The organism is Paenibacillus sp. cl123, from assembly GCF_900101595.1.
GTDB lineage: Bacteria > Bacillota > Bacilli > Paenibacillales > NBRC-103111 > Paenibacillus_G.
This window is the reverse complement of sequence record NZ_FMYY01000004.1, coordinates 116,588-133,018: the sequence shown is the minus strand read 5'-3', so window position 1 is coordinate 133,018 and position 16,431 is coordinate 116,588. Positions and strand designations below refer to the sequence as shown.

Below are 16,431 nucleotides of genomic sequence, written 5' to 3'. Positions count from 1 at the left end.
CATACACATGGCGAGTGTGATAAAATAAATATGTACGCAGACGCCGAGAATTCATATTGAGGCGTATTTTTTTATTTTATCATATCTCACTTTATGAAGCAATTCAGGGATTACAAGTCCCGTATCCCCCATAGAGCGAAACCTGGAACTGCACCTTTAAGCGTTAGCCGATGTCTAACAATTCAGGTGCAAGTGTACTCAGATTTCGCTCTTTTTGATGTGCAAGAAACCGCTATTTCAGTTTAGAACAGATACCAATAAATCGCCACCTCATCACTTTCTTTATTCAGACCGCGATAGACATAGGAATCGAAGCCGCCGATGACAAATCCGCAGCTTTCGTAGAATTTACATGCGCGGACATTATTGTTTTGCGTCTCCAGCATGATTCCCGTCATATCGCCATCCTTCATCCAGCGTTTAGCCTGTTCGATTAGTTTCTTACCGACGCCGTATCCTCTGAAGGACTTGTCAACCTTGATATCCTCCACATAGGCATAGTTGTTCCAATTTCGTTTTAGAACAATTTGACCCACCACTTGATTCTGGGCGACGGCCAAATAACTAATTTGATGGGGATTGCCGATATAGTTCGAATAATCCGGAGCAGCGTCGCCTTCCGCAAATGCCTCATCTTCGTAGCTTTTATATGTTACTGGCCGCTCCTCCACCGTATAACCGATTTGCTGTCCCTTGAGCTCCAAGACAAGGACAGAATCCACGATAAAGCTCCCGTCAATGGTTATCTCGCTTACATCGTCCTCAGCCCTCAGTTCCCTGATTAAAATATCCACAGTCGGCCTCCCCTTTTTCGATAACATCGCAGAATGTTCTTTTTATGATAATCCAAACCATGGTACAGTCAAGCTCATTTCCCGGGCCTTCCCGGATTATTTCCCAGGCAACCGCATAAATCGCAGCGGATTGACAATTTCTCCTGTCTTTCGCCGCGTCTTCACTTCTCCATAGCAAAAATCACCCCTCCGGCCGGGCAGGCGCGAAGCGGGTGATTATGCAATAACCGATGAAGCATACAAAAGCCACAGCCTAAGAATCCAGCCGGATACGAGCGCCTCCGGATGACAAGCTCCGGTTGGCCGCATCCAGAAAGCGGATGATCTCAACCGTTTCCATCAGCGGTACATCGCTCTCCCCCGTATGGAACAGCCGGATCACGTGCTCCAGCATACTGGCGTAATAAGGCTTGGGATGGCTGGTCGTGTCGGCAAATCTCGTGCCGGCCGACGTATGGACGGCAGCTGCAAACTCCTGGCCCGGGCTGCGGCTCCCTCGAATGGTGCCGATCCGGCCATCCGCCCAAATGCCGGTGATCGTATCGCTGTCCCCCGACCGTACGGCCGCGACCGATACGCAGCCGGGCCCCATAACCCGGTACAGCATATCTGCCGTATGGACACCGTACCAATAAAACCCGGGCTGCGTCGGCTCCATATACATCGGTCCGAAGCAGTCCGCGCCCGCGATCTCGGCGCCGTCTGTCCGGATAGAGCGCAAAACCTCCGTCAGAGCCTCCGCATAACGCAGCGCCGACGAGCTCATGACCGGGATGCGGTAACGCTCGGCCTGCTCGGCGATTCGCAGCGCGGCGTGCGGATCGACGGTCAGCGGCTTATCGATGAACACCGGCTTGCCGTACGGCGCAACCGCGCGGAAGTGCTCTTCATGAACACGGCCATCCGCCGAAATGAGCAGCAACGCATCGGCCTGCTCGGCCACCGCCTCCGGCGAATCCAGGATTGCGGCGCTATAAGTGTCGCGCAGCTCCGCAGTAAAGCCCGCTACCCGATTGATGCTGAGCGGAAAGTCCGGCGAGCCTGCCGGGTAGGCGGCTACCACTGTTCCGCCTGCGACATAATACGGATGCGAAGGCTCATTCAGCAGTTTCGCGAAAGCAGGGGCATGCGAAGTGTCCAGACCGATCATACCGATGCGGATAGGTTTTTTAACAGAATGCGACAATCGATTTTCCTCCCTTAACGGTAACGGTCGGAAATTGAGAACCCTACTTGGCCGAGGATGCGCCTGCCTCGTTCCACAGCCGCCTTGCATTGTCGAGCGCAATACGTACGCCCTGACGCGGATCTTCCATACCCTCGAATTCCAGCGACACATAGCCGTCATAACCGGAGTTCTTCAGCACCGAGATGACCGCAGGCGTATCGATATCCCCTTGCCCGAAGATGGCGCCGCGCAAATAAGCGCCATGGCTGGAACGGAACCAACCCTCTCCCGGGTTGCCGGAAGTGCGGCGGTAGAAATCCTTCAGATGCACCATCGAGGCATAAGGAATATTATTCATAACGGCGCTAACCGGGTCCTCGTCCACGCACAGGAAGTTGCCGATATCCAGCGTCGTTCGGAAGTTGGGGCGGTCCACCTCGATAACCAGACGTCTTACCCGCTCGCTGTTCTGCAGGTAGAAGCCATGGTTCTCCAGGCTTGTCGTTACTCCGAGGCCGGCGGCATGATCCGCGATCCGTCTGCAGGCAGCCACCAGCTTGGGCAGGTCCTTCTCGAAATTTTCCAGCGTCGTCTCCGGGATCGGGCGCGAGGCGACATCATGACGCATCCGGGTTGCGCCGAGGCGGTGAGCGATTTCGACATGCCGGATCGTTTTCTCAATTTCCTGTTCGTATTCTTCATCGCTGTCCTTCACAAAGTTGGCGCCGATACAATAGCCCGAGATGGCGATGCCAACCTCTTCGGCTGTCCGGCGGATGTCGTCGATCAGCTCCGGCGTTTCGATCAGATTGAAGCTGATGGGAACGATCTCGACATGCTCGCCTCCATGCTCGGCGATCCAGCGGATCGCATCGGTCAGCGACATTTCATTCGTATTCAACAAGCGGTGAAGGCTATAAGTGCTGAGTCCAAGTTTCATATTTCTAATCCTCCCTGACGATTCCTTCTGAATTGGTTAGTGGCGAAGCAAATTATCCAGACAAACAAACCGGTAAATCTGCTTCGGTCTTCCCTTCGCTTTCCCGCGTTCTTCTCCCGCCACATGCACCAGGCCTCCGTCCATCCATTGCGTCAGCAGCCGGTGCGTGCTGCGCACGGTGACGCCCAGCACGGCCGCCAGCTCGTGTACGTTGTAGGCCGTCTTGCCCGTACGGGTCAGCTGGGCGACGATGCGCGACAAATAAAGCTGGGTGAGTCCAGCCCCCTCCGCCTTCTCGATCAACGCCGCGTCCAGCAGCGATACCTCGGCCTCCAGCGGCTCCGACATCTCCAGCGGCCCGATCACGCTCTCGTCCTCCCGGACGATGAAGCAAAGATTGCCGCCGGCTTCCTTCGCATGGCGCAGCGCAGTCCGGGCGTGCGACCCGGCTTCATTGGCGGAACGGCCGAAGCCGACTCCTATGCTGAGCGACAGCGACAGCGAATTTTGCGCCGACTTGGCAAGCGGGATAAATTTGTAGCCGCCCGTATGCCGCTCGAAGGTGCCCCGGGTTGTCACGAACAAATATTCGTCCCCGCCGAGCGTAGTCACATGGCCCTCCAGCGACTCCGCATACTCAAGCATCATCCGGTGGATATCCAGCTTCAGCCTCTGTACGTCATGCTCGGACTTGCGCAGCTCGGCCGCCTTGCGGAAGCCGTCGATGTTGATCAGCCCGACGACGATCTGCGCTTCCTTGCTTTTACGCGTCTCGGTCGACAGCAGCGCCCGCTCCAGGGTGACGATAATATCCTGCTCGGTCGGCAGCACCCATTCGCATGCCACACCGTCGCGCGTCAACACCTCGGCAACCGATCTCAGGGCGGTCAAGGCTACGGCGCCTCGGGCTGCCGCCTGCTGCTTATGGAAGGCAATCAGCGCTTCGGTATCGGTCGGCCGGCCTCCGTCGTAGAAGCTCAGCTCAGGCAGCGGCTGGCCCAGCTCACGGAACGTGCGGACAAATGGCTGCTCCGGCAGCGTATCGACGGACAACGACGCCAGCCCCCAGGTCCGCTCTATACGGAACAGCGAACGGTACAAGCCCGCTCCGGTGAGCGGCACGAATAACGCCGGCACGCGGTAGTGAATGCGCTCCCGGCATACCTGGTACGGCAGCGGCCCGGAGTACAGAATAACCTCCACCCCGGGCATCAGCTTCTCCGTTAGCGAGACAGCCTCATCCAGCGCAGCGTACGTCCCCGTAACCGGGGCAAATGAAGGGAAAGACTTGATTGCTCGAAGCATTATAGGGATCATCGGTTCTGGACCGATCAAGGCGATAGGAATACCCTTCTCTTCCGAAACGGGACGAAACAGCTCAGACATGGCACATCAACACTTCCCTCTTGTTGTTTCAAATGACGGTCGGGCTGCTGAAAGCGACCGGTTCCGGCGGTCCGCCTTAAGAAAGGCGGGCGTTCGCAGGATTCGCGGTTTCTTCAAGAGCCAGCCCCGCCATCATCAGCACGCCTTCGACCAGACAAGCCTCGTCGACGACGAACTTGGGATGATGAAGCCCGAAGGCCTTCTCCGCTTCCTCGGCAGGGCCGGAGCCCAGCCAGAAGAGGCTGCCCGGTACATGCTGCAGGAACACGGCGAAGTCTTCGCCCGCCATCGTTGGCCGGGCTTCCTGAAGACGCCGCTCGCCGAACAGGTCCCGGGCTACTTGCCCGACTCGCTCAACGCATGCGTCCGCTCCGGCCAGCACAGGCGTCTGCGGGATATAGCGCAGCTCCGCCTTGCACCGGTATGCCTCGGCGATATGCCGCACGATCCGCGTCAAGCGATCCGGCATCAGCTCCTGCACCTTCGGCGAGAACGTCCGGACTGTACCGGTAAGCACCGCCCGATGCGGGATCACATTGTTCGCTTCGCCCGCCTGCAGGCTGCCGATCGTTACGACAGCCGAATCGAACGGCGAGATCTCGCGGCTGACGGCCGTTTGCAGCCCCATTACGATGGCGGAAGCCGCCACGATCGGATCGATGCTTTGATCCGGGATGGCGCCATGCCCGCCCTTGCCTTCGATCGTCAGCTCGATCCGGTCGACCGAGCCCATCATCGGGCCTTGGAGGACCGCAATCTGACCGGCAGCAAGCGTAGGCAGGTTATGCAGCGCATAGATGGCATCGACATTATCCAGCACGCCGTCCTCCAGCATCGCCTTGGCTCCGGCATTGATCTCCTCGGCAGGCTGCACGATGAACCGGACGGTTCCGGCGAGCAGATGCCGATGAGCGGCCAGAAGCCGGGCCGCCCCGATCAATATGGTCGTGTGCACATCGTGGCCGCACGCGTGCATAAGGCCGTCACGCTCGGAAGCGAACGGCAGACCGGTCTCTTCTCCGATGGGCAGAGCATCCATATCGGCTCTCAAAGCGACCGTCGGTCCCGGACTGGCTCCGCGAAGCTCGCCGACTACGCCCGTGCGGCCGACTCCCGTAGTGACTTCAAGGCCCGCTTCCCGCAGCAGCCTGGCGGCCAGCTCGGCGGTCCGGACTTCCTCGAACGCCGTCTCCGGGTAACGATGCAAGGTGCGGCGCAGCTCGACGAGCTCCGGCAGAAGCCCCTCGGCATACGTCCGCAGCTCGGCGGCCAGCTCGGGTGAAAGAACTTTAGCCATTGGCGTCCACCTCCTGCCCGTTTTGTGCGCCGGATGAGGGGTCCGGCTTCTGCGGCTCGGCCCCGTTCAATGGCGGCTCTCCTGCAGCCGGCTCTGCCGCTCCGGGGCTTGTGGAAAGTCCGCCCCTGCGATACAGCTGCTGCATGAGCTTTTTGCCGGTTTGCGTCTGAGCCAAGCCGCCTTTGGCCGTTTCACGGTGCTTCTCGGGCATCGCTGAACCGACCTCATACATCACCTGGATCACTTCATCCGACGGGATCACGCTGCGGACCCCCGCCAGCGCCATATCGGCGGCGGCAAGTGCCGTAACGGCTCCGAAGCCGTTGCGTACGATGCACGGCACCTCGACAAGTCCGGCTACCGGGTCGCAGATCAGACCCAGCGTATTTTTGAGCGCCAGCCCGACCGCATGAACGGCCTGCTCCGGACTGCCTCCTCGCAGCTCGACCAGCGCCCCGGCGGCCATCCCGATGGCAGAGCCGACCTCCGCCTGGCAGCCGCCTTCGGCTCCCGAGACGAAGGAACGGTTCGCGATGACGTACCCGATCGCCCCGGCGGCGAACAAGCCGGAAACCATGTGCGCGTCATCCCAGCCGAATCTTTCCTGCGAGCTGAGAAAGACGCCCGGAATAATGCCGCAGGAGCCGGCCGTAGGCGTTGCGATAATGCGGCCCATCGAGGCGTTAACCTCGGAGACCGCGAGCGCATAAGCCATCGACCTGCACGCCTCCTCCCCAAGCAGCGGAGGGGTGGCTGCCGCATAAGCCTGCACGCGCTGCGCATCCAGTCCGGTCATCCCGCTGCGGGACAGCGTATTTTCCGTCAGCCCCTTGCGGACCGCCTCTTTCATGACGCCGTAGTAGCTGGTCATTTTGGCGAACTCTTCTTCCCGGCTGCGGCCGGTTTCCTCCGCCTGATCGTCCAGCATCAATGCTCCGATGGTCTTGTTTTCCAGCATACAACGTTCGGCCAATTCCCGCAAGGAACGAACCATCATTGCTGTTTCCCCTCTTCTTTCTTCAAGTCGATGGTGATGGCGCGCTTGACATGCGCGACCTTCGCAATCCGCTTCATCAAGTCGTCCTCAAGCGACTGATCCGCCTCAATGACCGTCATCGCGCTTCCCGTCCGGGACGTGCGGTCAACATCCATATAACCGATGTTCATTCCCTGCTCCTTGAACAGCTGTGTGATGTCGGCCAGCACGCCGGGACGGTCGTCATGATAGATCAGCAGAGTCGGATATTCGCCTGAGAAGGTCACCGCGTGCTCGTCTACAGCCTGAATCTCGATATTGCCGCCTCCGATGGAGACGCCGCGCAGCGACGTCGTCAGCGTATCGCCCGACAGCAGCAAATCCACGGTGTTCGGATGAGTGATCCGGCCGGACCCGGTGCGGATGACCAGTTCCAGTCCGGCAAGAGCGGCTTCTCCAATCGCGTCCGGGATGCGGACATCGTCGGTGGCGAACCCCAGCAGGCCGCTGACGACCGCCAGATCGGTGCCGTGGCCGCGGTACGTATCGGCGAACGAGCCGTAGAAAATGATCTCGGCGCGCGCCATTTGCCCGCCGAAAAGTTGACGGCCTACCTGTCCGATCCGGACCGCGCCTGCCGTATGCGAGCTGGACGGCCCGATCATGGCCGGCCCGATAATGGAGAAAACGTCTTTAAACCTCACGTCTACGCCTCCAGCCAGCCCTGCAACCGAGAGGCGACGAAATCATCATCATTCAGATGAGGATAACTGCGGTACACCCGATCAATCTCCTCCATCTGTCCGGGGGAGAGCTCCTCGTCAGGATTCAAGCACCAGCGTCCTTCCAGCAGCCCCTGGCGTCTGAGCACTTCGTGGATGCCCGGAATGCAGCCGTGGAACCCGTTCGCCGGATCGAAGAACGCCGCGTTGCTGTCCGTTACTTCGATATTGCGAGTCAGCCATTCCTGGGCGATGAGCTCGTCCTTGCGGGCTTCCTTGATTTCTTCCAGCAGCCGGACCGCCGTATGGGTCCAGACCGCCCAGTGGCCGAGCAGTCCGCCGACAATCCGCTTCTCGACCGGCTGTCCGTCGACCGGGAACCGGTATACGGTGAACAGATCGTTTACGATGTTGTCGTCGTTGCCCGTGTACAGGGCGATCTCGTCCCGGCGGGACGATTCGATGACAGCCCGAGCCACATCGATCGTCTGATAGCGGTTGAACGGCGCCATCTTGATCGCGACCACATTCGGAATTTCAGCGAACTTCCGCCAGAAAGAGTAGCTGAACAAGCGTCCGCCAACAGACGGCTGCAGGTAGAAGCCGATTACGGGGATGATAGCGGCAATCTGCCGCGCTCTCTCCAGATGCTGCTCCTCCGACCAGCCGGGCAGTCCGCCCATGCTGAGCAGGCCGGCGTCATAGCCAAGCTCCGCCGCAAGCTTTGCTTCCGCGATCGCCTGTTCCGTAGGTCCGCAAATACCTGCCACTTTGATAAACGGACGGTCCGGATTCGCCTTATCGATCTCTTCGGCCGCCAGCCGCAGCACCGGCTCGAACAACCCGATCTCAGGCTTTCGGATCTCGAATTGCGTGGAGTGGACGCCTACGGCGATGCCCCCCGCTCCGCTGTCTATATAGTAGCGGGTAAGCGCCCGCTGTCTGCGTTCGTCGAGCTGCCTGGCTTCATTCAGCGCCAGCGGGTGGGCGGGAATGACCAGCCCTTCGTGCAGCGCGCGCAGCTTCGATTCGGATAGTTGTTTCGCTGTGCTCATCGCTTAGTAGTTCCCCTTTCTCTCCTGGAAGTGAGTCGGCTTATTCCACATCTCGCCGCCCTCCATAACCCAGCCTGCCACCCAGTCAAGCATCTGGTTCAAGCTGACTTTCGGATAGCCGAACAGCTGGTTGCATTTGCCCGAGTTGCTCAGCAGCGCATCCGTTGCTTCCACTCCGGTAAAGGCCGGCTCCAGCCCCATCCTGGCGCCAAGCGCTTCCGCCACCCGCCGCAGCGAAATCGTCTCAGGTCCGGTTACATTCAGCACAGTCGGCGGCGTAGAGCAGATCGTAAGCGAGCGCAGCGCAATCTCATTGGCATCTCCCTGCCAGATGCAGTTCACATGGCCCATCGTCACATCGATCGGGTTGCCGGCCTTGATGGACTTCGCCACCTCCAGCAGAACGCCGTACCGCAGGTCGATCGCATAGTTCAGGCGGTAGATCGTCATCGGGGTATTGTTTTTCCGGGCAAAATGCTCGAACACGCGCTCGCGTCCCAGGCAAGACTGGCCGTACTCGCCGACCGGTCCTGTCGGCTGCTCTTCGGTTGCTCCGCCATCGCTGACCGGGGTAAGCGGATAAACGTTGCCTGTCGAGAATGCCACAATGCGCGAGTTTTTATACTTCTCGGCGACGCGTCCAGGCAGGTAGGCGTTCATCGCCCAGGTGAAATGCTCGTTGCCCTTCGTGCCGAATTTATTGCCCGCCATATACAGCACATTGTCCACATGAGGCAGTGCTTGCAGAGCTTCGTCGTTCAACAGGTCAACAGCGATTGTCTCCACGCCGATGTCCTCCAGCTCTTGACGGAGCGTGCCGTTGGAAAAGCGCGAAGCGCCGATCACTTTTTTGCTGATGCCCGCTTCTTTAATGGCATTAACAGCCAGCTGTGCCAGGGTCGGTCCCATCTTGCCGCCGACGCCGAGCAGCAGAATATCGCCCTCGACGGAAGCGATGTCGCGGATTAATTCGGAAGATGGCTGCGCCATGCGCGCTTCGAGCTCTTGAATCGTTTTCATGAATAATCTCCCTCTCTGAAAAAACTCATTTTGAACTTGATTGTGTGTGTGTCTCACTCCTTATGATAAAGGTCTCGCGTATTAAAAGACAGGACTTTAAAAAGTCTATAATAAACGACAAAAACGGGTTTGCTCCGGCGCAGCCTGCTTCTTGCTCTTCTTGCACCGCTTTTTTCAACTTGGCGCCTCGGACAAGCGCGAATCAGCTCCATGCCGGCAAGCTGTCTCGCGTCTTAGCGAGCGCCAGCCGACAACGTATAGCACTTCCCACGCTGCATCGCTTCACCGTATGAAAACGACCCGGCAAAGAAAAACGCGTCAGGTCATTAATCTCCTGCCGCGTTTGCAGCTCTTGTTAACCTATTCCAGCAGCTCGCACATGGCGTCGAGCGCTTCTTCCTCGTCTCCGCCGCGAGTTTGTATACGCAATTTGGTGCCTTCGCGCAGCGGCAAAATCATGATCCCCAACACGCTTTTGGCATCCAGCTTGATCTCCTTCTCCTCGCAGAGCAGCAGGATGTCGGACTTGAAGCCGCTGGCTGTCCGGGAAAGCGTCTGCCAATCCTGAAAATCGAACGAACGTCTAACCGTTACTTCATGTACTCTCATCGCCCTAACCTCCCACCGCGCAGAACAAGATGCGTAACTATTTATCGTATTGTATGCCGGGAGAAAAGGACGAGCAGCGGCCAGCGTCTCTCCGTACCTGCGTATCCTTCCTCGCCCGCATCTACAGTAGTATTCGCGCTCCGGAGCATTTCTCCTGCTGATGGAAAACAGCCCGCCTCACCTTCTCATCCACCGGGTTTCTCCCCCCATTGCCCGGCAAGCCACCGCTCGATGCTGTCCGCCGTCTTCTGCAGATTAGTTATCCCCTGCTCGTCCATATATGGAGCATAACTGCGAAAATAATCAGGATGTCCGCCTACGAGCGGCAGCGTGATCCTGACCGCCGGCGCATGCTTGCTCCGATTCCAGCGCAGCCTGGTGAGCGATGTCCGCTCCCAGCCGCCCCAGCGCCCGAGCAGCGTGACCGGGTCCCCCCAACGCAGTCCGGGATGGCCGGCTGCCCCAATAACCAATACGTCCTCCCGTTCGTCCGGAAGAACCCGGCATCTGGGAGAGCCTATCAGGACACAGCGTACGCGGACCAATCCCTGGCCCCGGCTCTGAATCCGGCTCTGGCGCAGCCACCTCGCTGCATGCAGTCCGGCTGCGCCCCCTCCGCTATGGCAGAGCAGCAGCACATCCACAGGGCCGGCGGAGTCATCCTTGTCCGTCACTCCCGCCTCTCCGCTCACTTGCACGGCTTCCCGCAGCCTCTCCCTTATTCGCTTCGCTCCGATGCTTCTCTCATATTGTCCGGGCGGCAAAGCGATATCATAGGCGATCTCGCCGAGCTGAGCCAGCAAGTAGCGGCTCCAATCCCCGTAGGGAAATGCCGCCGCCGTCTCTGTCTGCCAGCCCTGACCGCACAGTCTCTCCGCCATCTCGGCTCCAATCGCATCCATAAATCCGGGAGCCGTCGCCAGCCCCGGCAACAGAACGATAACCGCTTTGCGGCCGTTTTTCATCCTACCCCTCCCATTGGCGTTTTCGCTCCAGCAGGCCTAATCCGATCCTTAGTGAGCCTGCCTGGCAGACTCCCCTCCCGTGCAGACTGAACAAGCTCCCTGCATAGGCAAGGAGCGGGCAATACGATTCGCGTTGAGCGGCCTGTCCTCCTGTCTCCGTCACCGTCTCCAGAACGTGCCGGTGCCCGGCTGCGCTACTCGTCCCTCGACCAAGGTCCAGCAGCGCATCAAGCCTTCAGGCGGTTTTCGAAACCGGTGAAATGGTTTACAATGAACTCATAACGAATGATCGCGCAAAGGACAGGTGAAGAAATCATGAAATGGAACGGAAGAACGATCGGGGGCATCGCCCTTGCGCTGCTGGGAATATGCTCCGCTTTTGTATGGGGGGCCTTGTGGGCGTTGATTTCTTACGCCGTGGCCTTCGCTCTGCTCTTCTTCGGACTCCGGTTCTGGCGGGAAGCGGACAACACCTTCAAGCAAGTATGCAGCGGCCTCGGCATGCTGGCCGGCGTGCTGCTCCTGCTTTACTGGCTGCCCAAGTTCATCGCCCTGCTCATCTCCGTCGCTATGATCCTCGGAGGCTGGTGGTTATATCGGACAGGCCAGTCTTCAGGCTACACTTATCGGGTCAAATAAGACCGGCCAACCGCCACCTATCTCCAACTCCCGGCTGCCCGCTGCGTCGCGATCGAAAAAAATGCGACATATCAGCCGGAGCAACAAAAAGACTGCCCCCGGGCGGTCTTTTTTGCAATTTATTGTCCCGGCTTGCATCCGTTTTGATCAGCCTGTACCGGCTTGTACGGGCTTATATCGGCGTGCACCCGCTTTTAATCCGCCTGCATCCGCTTTCGAACCCGCTTGCCTCAAACGCGCGGCTTCGCCCGGCTCGTCGGAGCCGCAGACAACGGATCATCCGGCCACACATGCTTCGGATAACGACCCTTCAAGTCTTTCTTGACTTCAAAGTACGCCTCACGCCAGAAGCTGGCCAGATCGCGAGTCACTTGAACCGGACGATGCGCGGGAGACAGCAGATGCAGTACCAGGGGGACTTTGCCCTCCGCCAGCCTCGGCGTCTGCTGCAAGCCGAACATCTCCTGCAAGCGCACGGCCAGCAGCGGGGCATCCGGATCGCTGTAATCGATCGGGATGCGCGAGCCGCTGGGCACAGTCCAGTGAGTGGGCGCCTGGCTCTCCAGCGCCTGACGCTGCGCCCACGACAGCATCCCCTCCAGCAGAGCGGCCGGCTGCAGCCGCTGCAGTTCCTCACGCTGCTTCATGCCGTAGAGGTGGGGACCAAGCCACTCCTCCAGCGTGGCAAGCAGCGCTTCATCGGACACATCCGGCCACCGGCCATCACCGGTATGGCGGTGCATGAACGACAGCCTCTCCCGCAGCTGGCGGCCCGCCTTCGACCAGTTCAACAGCTGAAGCCCTTCCGTCCTTATCCCCTCAAGCATGGCGGCAAGCAGCGCGTCCGGGTCGGGTTTCTCCCAGACATTCTCCTTCAGCGTGAGCGCCCCCAGCTTGACTCGCTGACGAGCCCGTACATTCCTGGCTTGTCCGTCCCAATAAACGACCGACTCCTTGGTGATCGCATCCCCCAGATGGCGGTACAACTCCTCCTCGGCGATAGGAGCCGCCAGCAGAATCCGGCTGTCCGTGCCCTGATCATCCAGCTCGGCCACGGCAAGATAGGCGGCCATCGACAAGCTTTGCATCCGGCCGAAGACCACTCCGCGTCCGCCGCTTAGCTGAAATCGGCCGTCGCCCCGGCCTTGGGCAATCCGGTCGGGATATGCGAAAGCCAACAGCAGGCCGCAGCAATCGTCCCCCTGCCCGGCATTTCCCTTCAAGCTGAGCTTGCGCTTCCATTGGGCCGCCTCGTCGACCACACGGCGCTTGGCCGCTTCATCGGCCCCGGAAGAGCCGCGCTCTCCGGCCCGCAGTCCTTGGATGAAGCTTCGCAGAGCCGCATACCGCTGCCTCAGATCGGCATCCGCTCCCCCCGACTCGCTGCGGAAGATGTCCCGCTCCTGCAGCAGCGCCGCCAGCTCGCAGGCGGCCTCGCCAAGCCCCAGCGGGATCGCGCGCAGGATCATATGGGCGAGCCTGGGCTCCATCCCAAGCTCCGCCATCTGGCGCCCATGCGCGGTCAAGGCGCCTGACGCGTCCAGCGCGCCAAGCTGGCGCAGCAGCTCGCGCGCCTGCCTATAGGCGCCCGCAGGCGGAGGGGTCAGCCAGCGGAGAGTGCCGGGGTCGGCGGCTCCCCAGGCTGCCAGCTCCAACGCCAGCGGGGCCAGATCGGCCTCGGCGATCTCCGGCGTCCGATGCTCGCTCAGCATCCGATTCTCCGCCTCGGACCATACGCGATAGCAGATGCCCGGAGCTTGGCGGCCCGCCCGCCCGCGCCGCTGATCCGCCGAAGCGCGGGACGCCCGCTGCGTCTCCAGCCGGGTCATGCCCGTGCGCGGCGAGAATCGCGGAGCCCGCATCAGCCCGCTGTCCACCACGATGCGCACGCCGTCTACCGTAAGGCTGGACTCGGCTATGGGCGTGGACAGCACAATTTTGCGCTCGCCAGGCTTCCCCGCCCGCAGCGCCGCCTCCTGCGCCTGGGGAGGCAGCATGCCGTACAGCGGCGCAAGCCGAATGCCGGCGAGTCCCGGCCGTCCTGCGAGCAGCGCCTCCACGCGGCGAATTTCGGCTGCGCCAGGCAGGAAGACGAGCACGTCCCCCTCGGCCTCCAGGCAAGCCGTCTCGACAACTCGAGCGACCGCCTGCTCCATCCGCTCCTGACTCCGCAGCGGGGGCATATACCGGGTCTCAACCGGGAAGGTTCTCCCTTCGCTGACAAGCACCGGGGCGTCGGCCATAAGACCGGATACGGCGGCCGCATCCAGCGTCGCGGACATGACCAGCAGACGCAGATCATCCCGGAGCGCGTCCTGCGCTTCCAGACAGAGGGCGAGGCCCAGATCGGCCTGCAGGCTGCGCTCATGGAATTCGTCAAACACCACGATCCCCGCCTCCTCCAGCGACGGATCATGCTGAAGCATCCGCGTGAGCACACCTTCCGTGATCACCTCGATCCGCGTCCTTCCGCTCACCTTCGTCTCCAGCCGAACGCGATAGCCGACCGTCTCTCCGACCGCTTCCCCGAGAGCCTCCGCCATATGCCGGGCCGCTGCCTTGGCCGCCAGCCGTCTCGGCTCCAGCAGCAGCAGCTTGCGTCCCTGCAGCCAAGGCTCGTTCAGCAGCGCGAGCGGTATCCTCGTCGTTTTGCCCGCCCCCGGCTCCGCGACAAGCACGGCTCTCGTTTGCCGCTCCAGCGTGCTTCGAATTTCGGGCAGCATGGCGTCTATGGGCAATGTATACGTATTAGTCACTTCCGCTTGCCTCCTGTACTCCGTCTATCCACGCCGGGCGTCGCTCGGTTCGGACAGCTTACGCTCTCCTGCCTGTTCACTGCAGCTTCGATCCGTTGCCTTTCCCGTCTCAACTCCGGCTCAACTGCAGCTTCGATCCGTCCTTTTCCTAACTCACGCTCTCCGGGTCAACGGCAGATCCGATCCCTCGGCCGGTCACACCGCTGTAAGTGTGAGTGTGCCTCGGTATCGTCAAGATCGTCGTATAGAAATTGCCCTGCGTAATGAAAGGCTCATCATCCACCCGGGACACAATTCTATGATAATGCTCGCCGTTTGGCAGTCCGACAGCCGGTCCCGTCGTTCCGACATACCGGTGGAAATGTCCGTCGGCCATCAGCGTATGTCCCTGAAACGTATGAACATGCCCATCGGTGGAATTGCCGTTCACCGGATAAGTAAACAGCTCCATCCGATGGGCATGATCCAGCGTGACGTCCGTAATCGTCTGAAAATAATGGGCATGCGCAAAAGCCGGGGCCTCTGTTGTCTGAACCACCGGCTGCACGATGCCGCGATTGTTGTCTATGCGTATAAATTCGCTCATATTGCTCCGCCCTTCTCCCGCGCAGGGGCATATACGCCCAGTATACGCGGGAGAGCGGCCCAATCATGCTTTGCCCCTCACAACTAACTCTCAACCGTTTCGCGCCGAGCCGGATTATCCTTGCTCAGGCAGCGCAATCCAGCCCTTGTAGATCGCATAATAAAACAAAAAGGAACTGATCAGTCCGAGCGCCAGCATCAGCAGCGCAGCAGTCTTCTTCTTCTGGAAAGCGAACAAAAACGCAAGGCTGAAAAAGGTTCCCATAATAATCAAACAAACCAGCATGATAATCGTTGCCACTCGCTCTCATACCCCTTCACTTCGCAATAGGACTTTGGTGGGTCCTGACGATTACCAAAATACCACAATTCGGCCTCGAAGCCTAGACGCTTCGCTCCCGACCCATGACAATTTATTGACGGGAGCCGGATATGGCTCCTCTTCCCAAGCATGCCGCCTTATTTCTTGTCATCTCCATGGCTGTGCGCGTGCTCGGCGGGGCTGTCATGGGGGTCCAGGAACGTAACCGACAATTCGGCATAATGCACGCCCTTCAACACCTGAATGCGCCGCTTCAGTTCCTCCAGCTGGGCATGCAAGCCGCGAACGACCAAAATCTCCAGACATTGATGATGATTAAGATGAACATGCATGGTCGAAATAATCTGATGATGATAATCATGCTGAAGCTCGATCAGAGTAAGCGGAAGATCGGAGATATGATGGTCGTACACCATCACGATCGTTCCCGCCACCGGACGGTCTGCCTGCAAGCCTCCGGGCTCCAGCAGCACGCGGCGCACCAGATCCCGGATCGCTTCCGACCGGTTCGGATACCCTTTTTCCGCCAGATACACATCGAACTGCTTGACCAGCTCCTCCGGCATAGACACGCCGAAGCGCGTTAATATATCTTTTTCCAAGCGATCACCTCGTCCTGTCTCTGCTGCTCATTTTATCACAACGTCCCGCAGGCAAAAAGACCTTCCCCCGTCCATCCGACAGGTAGAAGGTCTTCGCTCGGCCTTGTTACGCCGCGGCTTCCGCCGCTTGCCAAGTCCGGCCGCTACTCAGAGCAGCCGGAGCCCACGGCATCGGCTTCTTCCACATTGATTTTCTCCGAGATCGAATCACGGATAACGCCCATTACCAGCTGCAGCAAGTAGTTGATATCTTCCTGAGACTGCTTGAATTGGCTGACGATCGGGATCGAATCCAGCTGGTCCTGGAGCTCTTCGATTTCCCCTTCGATCTTGTCGACCATCTTCTGGTTCTGAAACGATTCGAAGGCTACAATCTCCTTCTGCTTCTTCTTGATGGCGCTGATCAGCGTCTGGATCTGGTCATTGCCGGCAATCTGCTTCTCCGCCTGCTGGAAAAACTGGACCTCGTTGGAGGTCGCCAGCATCTCCGCCAGCTCCTTGGCCTTCGCCAGGATGTCTTCGCCGACGATCATCTCGGTATTCGTATACAGCTCCATGCCGCAGTCGTTATATTTTTGCTCTGCCATTAGGTGGA

The 16,431-nt window shown here is 59.6% G+C and carries 17 protein-coding genes; 1 reads left to right on the top strand and 16 read right to left on the bottom strand.

Annotated features, from left to right (window positions below; all coding sequences use genetic code 11):
* Positions 1 to 242: 242 nt before the first annotated feature.
* From BLR08_RS09760 to BLR08_RS09710, 11 genes are all read right to left on the bottom strand, one after another.
* Positions 243 to 794, bottom strand: coding sequence for a GNAT family N-acetyltransferase (locus tag BLR08_RS09760; RefSeq protein ID WP_072329018.1), 552 nt, complete (start codon positions 792 to 794; stop codon positions 243 to 245).
* 253 nt (positions 795 to 1,047) lie between these two features.
* Entirely contained in the window at positions 1,048 to 1,980 is a 933-nt protein-coding gene (locus BLR08_RS09755; protein ID WP_371117202.1) for a Gfo/Idh/MocA family protein, read from the bottom strand.
* Between the two features lie 43 nt (positions 1,981 to 2,023).
* Positions 2,024 to 2,902, bottom strand: a complete 879-nt coding sequence (locus BLR08_RS09750; protein ID WP_072329017.1) for a sugar phosphate isomerase/epimerase family protein — start codon at positions 2,900 to 2,902, stop codon at positions 2,024 to 2,026.
* A 36-nt stretch (positions 2,903 to 2,938) separates the two neighbouring features.
* Positions 2,939 to 4,288, bottom strand: a complete 1,350-nt coding sequence (locus tag BLR08_RS09745) for a GGDEF domain-containing protein (RefSeq protein ID WP_072329016.1) — start codon at positions 4,286 to 4,288, stop codon at positions 2,939 to 2,941.
* Positions 4,289 to 4,364: 76 nt separating this feature from the next.
* The gene (locus BLR08_RS09740) at positions 4,365 to 5,585 is read right to left on the bottom strand and encodes a M20 metallopeptidase family protein (protein ID WP_072329015.1); all 1,221 of its coding nucleotides are present in this window, start codon (positions 5,583 to 5,585) and stop codon (positions 4,365 to 4,367) included.
* The gene (gene sdaAA / locus BLR08_RS09735; protein ID WP_083536809.1) at positions 5,578 to 6,582 is read right to left on the bottom strand and encodes an L-serine ammonia-lyase, iron-sulfur-dependent, subunit alpha; all 1,005 of its coding nucleotides are present in this window, start codon (positions 6,580 to 6,582) and stop codon (positions 5,578 to 5,580) included. The genes BLR08_RS09740 and sdaAA overlap by 8 nt, the downstream gene beginning before the upstream one ends.
* Positions 6,579 to 7,265 carry an L-serine ammonia-lyase, iron-sulfur-dependent subunit beta gene (gene sdaAB / locus BLR08_RS09730; RefSeq protein WP_072329014.1) on the bottom strand — a complete coding sequence of 229 codons (687 nt, stop codon included), beginning with the start codon at positions 7,263 to 7,265 and terminating at the stop codon, positions 6,579 to 6,581. Before sdaAB ends, sdaAA begins: the two co-directional genes overlap by 4 nt.
* A 2-nt stretch (positions 7,266 to 7,267) precedes the next feature.
* Positions 7,268 to 8,338, bottom strand: coding sequence for a dihydrodipicolinate synthase family protein (locus tag BLR08_RS09725; RefSeq protein WP_072329013.1), 1,071 nt, complete (start codon positions 8,336 to 8,338; stop codon positions 7,268 to 7,270).
* Between the two features lie 3 nt (positions 8,339 to 8,341).
* Positions 8,342 to 9,358, bottom strand: coding sequence for an NAD-dependent epimerase/dehydratase family protein (locus BLR08_RS09720; RefSeq protein WP_072329012.1), 1,017 nt, complete (start codon positions 9,356 to 9,358; stop codon positions 8,342 to 8,344).
* Positions 9,359 to 9,718: 360 nt separating this feature from the next.
* A complete protein-coding gene (locus BLR08_RS09715) occupies positions 9,719 to 9,967 on the bottom strand; it encodes an HPr family phosphocarrier protein (RefSeq protein ID WP_072329011.1) in 249 nt (82 codons plus the stop codon).
* A gap of 185 nt (positions 9,968 to 10,152) precedes the next feature.
* A complete protein-coding gene (locus BLR08_RS09710; RefSeq protein WP_072329010.1) occupies positions 10,153 to 10,932 on the bottom strand; it encodes a hypothetical protein in 780 nt (259 codons plus the stop codon).
* Positions 10,933 to 11,247: 315 nt separating this feature from the next.
* On the opposite strand from BLR08_RS09710, the gene BLR08_RS09705 reads away from it, so the two are divergent.
* Positions 11,248 to 11,571, top strand: coding sequence for a hypothetical protein (locus BLR08_RS09705; protein WP_072329009.1), 324 nt, complete (start codon positions 11,248 to 11,250; stop codon positions 11,569 to 11,571).
* Between the two features lie 230 nt (positions 11,572 to 11,801).
* On the opposite strand, the gene hrpB is transcribed toward BLR08_RS09705, so the two are convergent.
* The 5 genes from hrpB to BLR08_RS09680 form a co-directional block, all read right to left on the bottom strand.
* A complete protein-coding gene (gene hrpB, locus BLR08_RS09700; protein ID WP_256257475.1) occupies positions 11,802 to 14,327 on the bottom strand; it encodes an ATP-dependent helicase HrpB in 2,526 nt (841 codons plus the stop codon).
* A 148-nt stretch (positions 14,328 to 14,475) separates the two neighbouring features.
* Positions 14,476 to 14,913, bottom strand: coding sequence for a YmaF family protein (locus BLR08_RS09695; RefSeq protein ID WP_083536807.1), 438 nt, complete (start codon positions 14,911 to 14,913; stop codon positions 14,476 to 14,478).
* Positions 14,914 to 15,027: 114 nt separating this feature from the next.
* Positions 15,028 to 15,213 (bottom strand): hypothetical protein, encoded by a 186-nt coding sequence (locus tag BLR08_RS09690; protein WP_072329008.1) that lies wholly within the window; start codon positions 15,211 to 15,213, stop codon positions 15,028 to 15,030.
* A gap of 158 nt (positions 15,214 to 15,371) precedes the next feature.
* A complete protein-coding gene (gene nikR, locus BLR08_RS09685) occupies positions 15,372 to 15,836 on the bottom strand; it encodes a nickel-responsive transcriptional regulator NikR (protein ID WP_072329007.1) in 465 nt (154 codons plus the stop codon).
* A 143-nt stretch (positions 15,837 to 15,979) separates the two neighbouring features.
* The gene (locus BLR08_RS09680; RefSeq protein ID WP_072329006.1) at positions 15,980 to 16,423 is read right to left on the bottom strand and encodes a YlbF/YmcA family competence regulator; all 444 of its coding nucleotides are present in this window, start codon (positions 16,421 to 16,423) and stop codon (positions 15,980 to 15,982) included.
* Between the last annotated feature and the right edge of the window lie 8 nt (positions 16,424 to 16,431).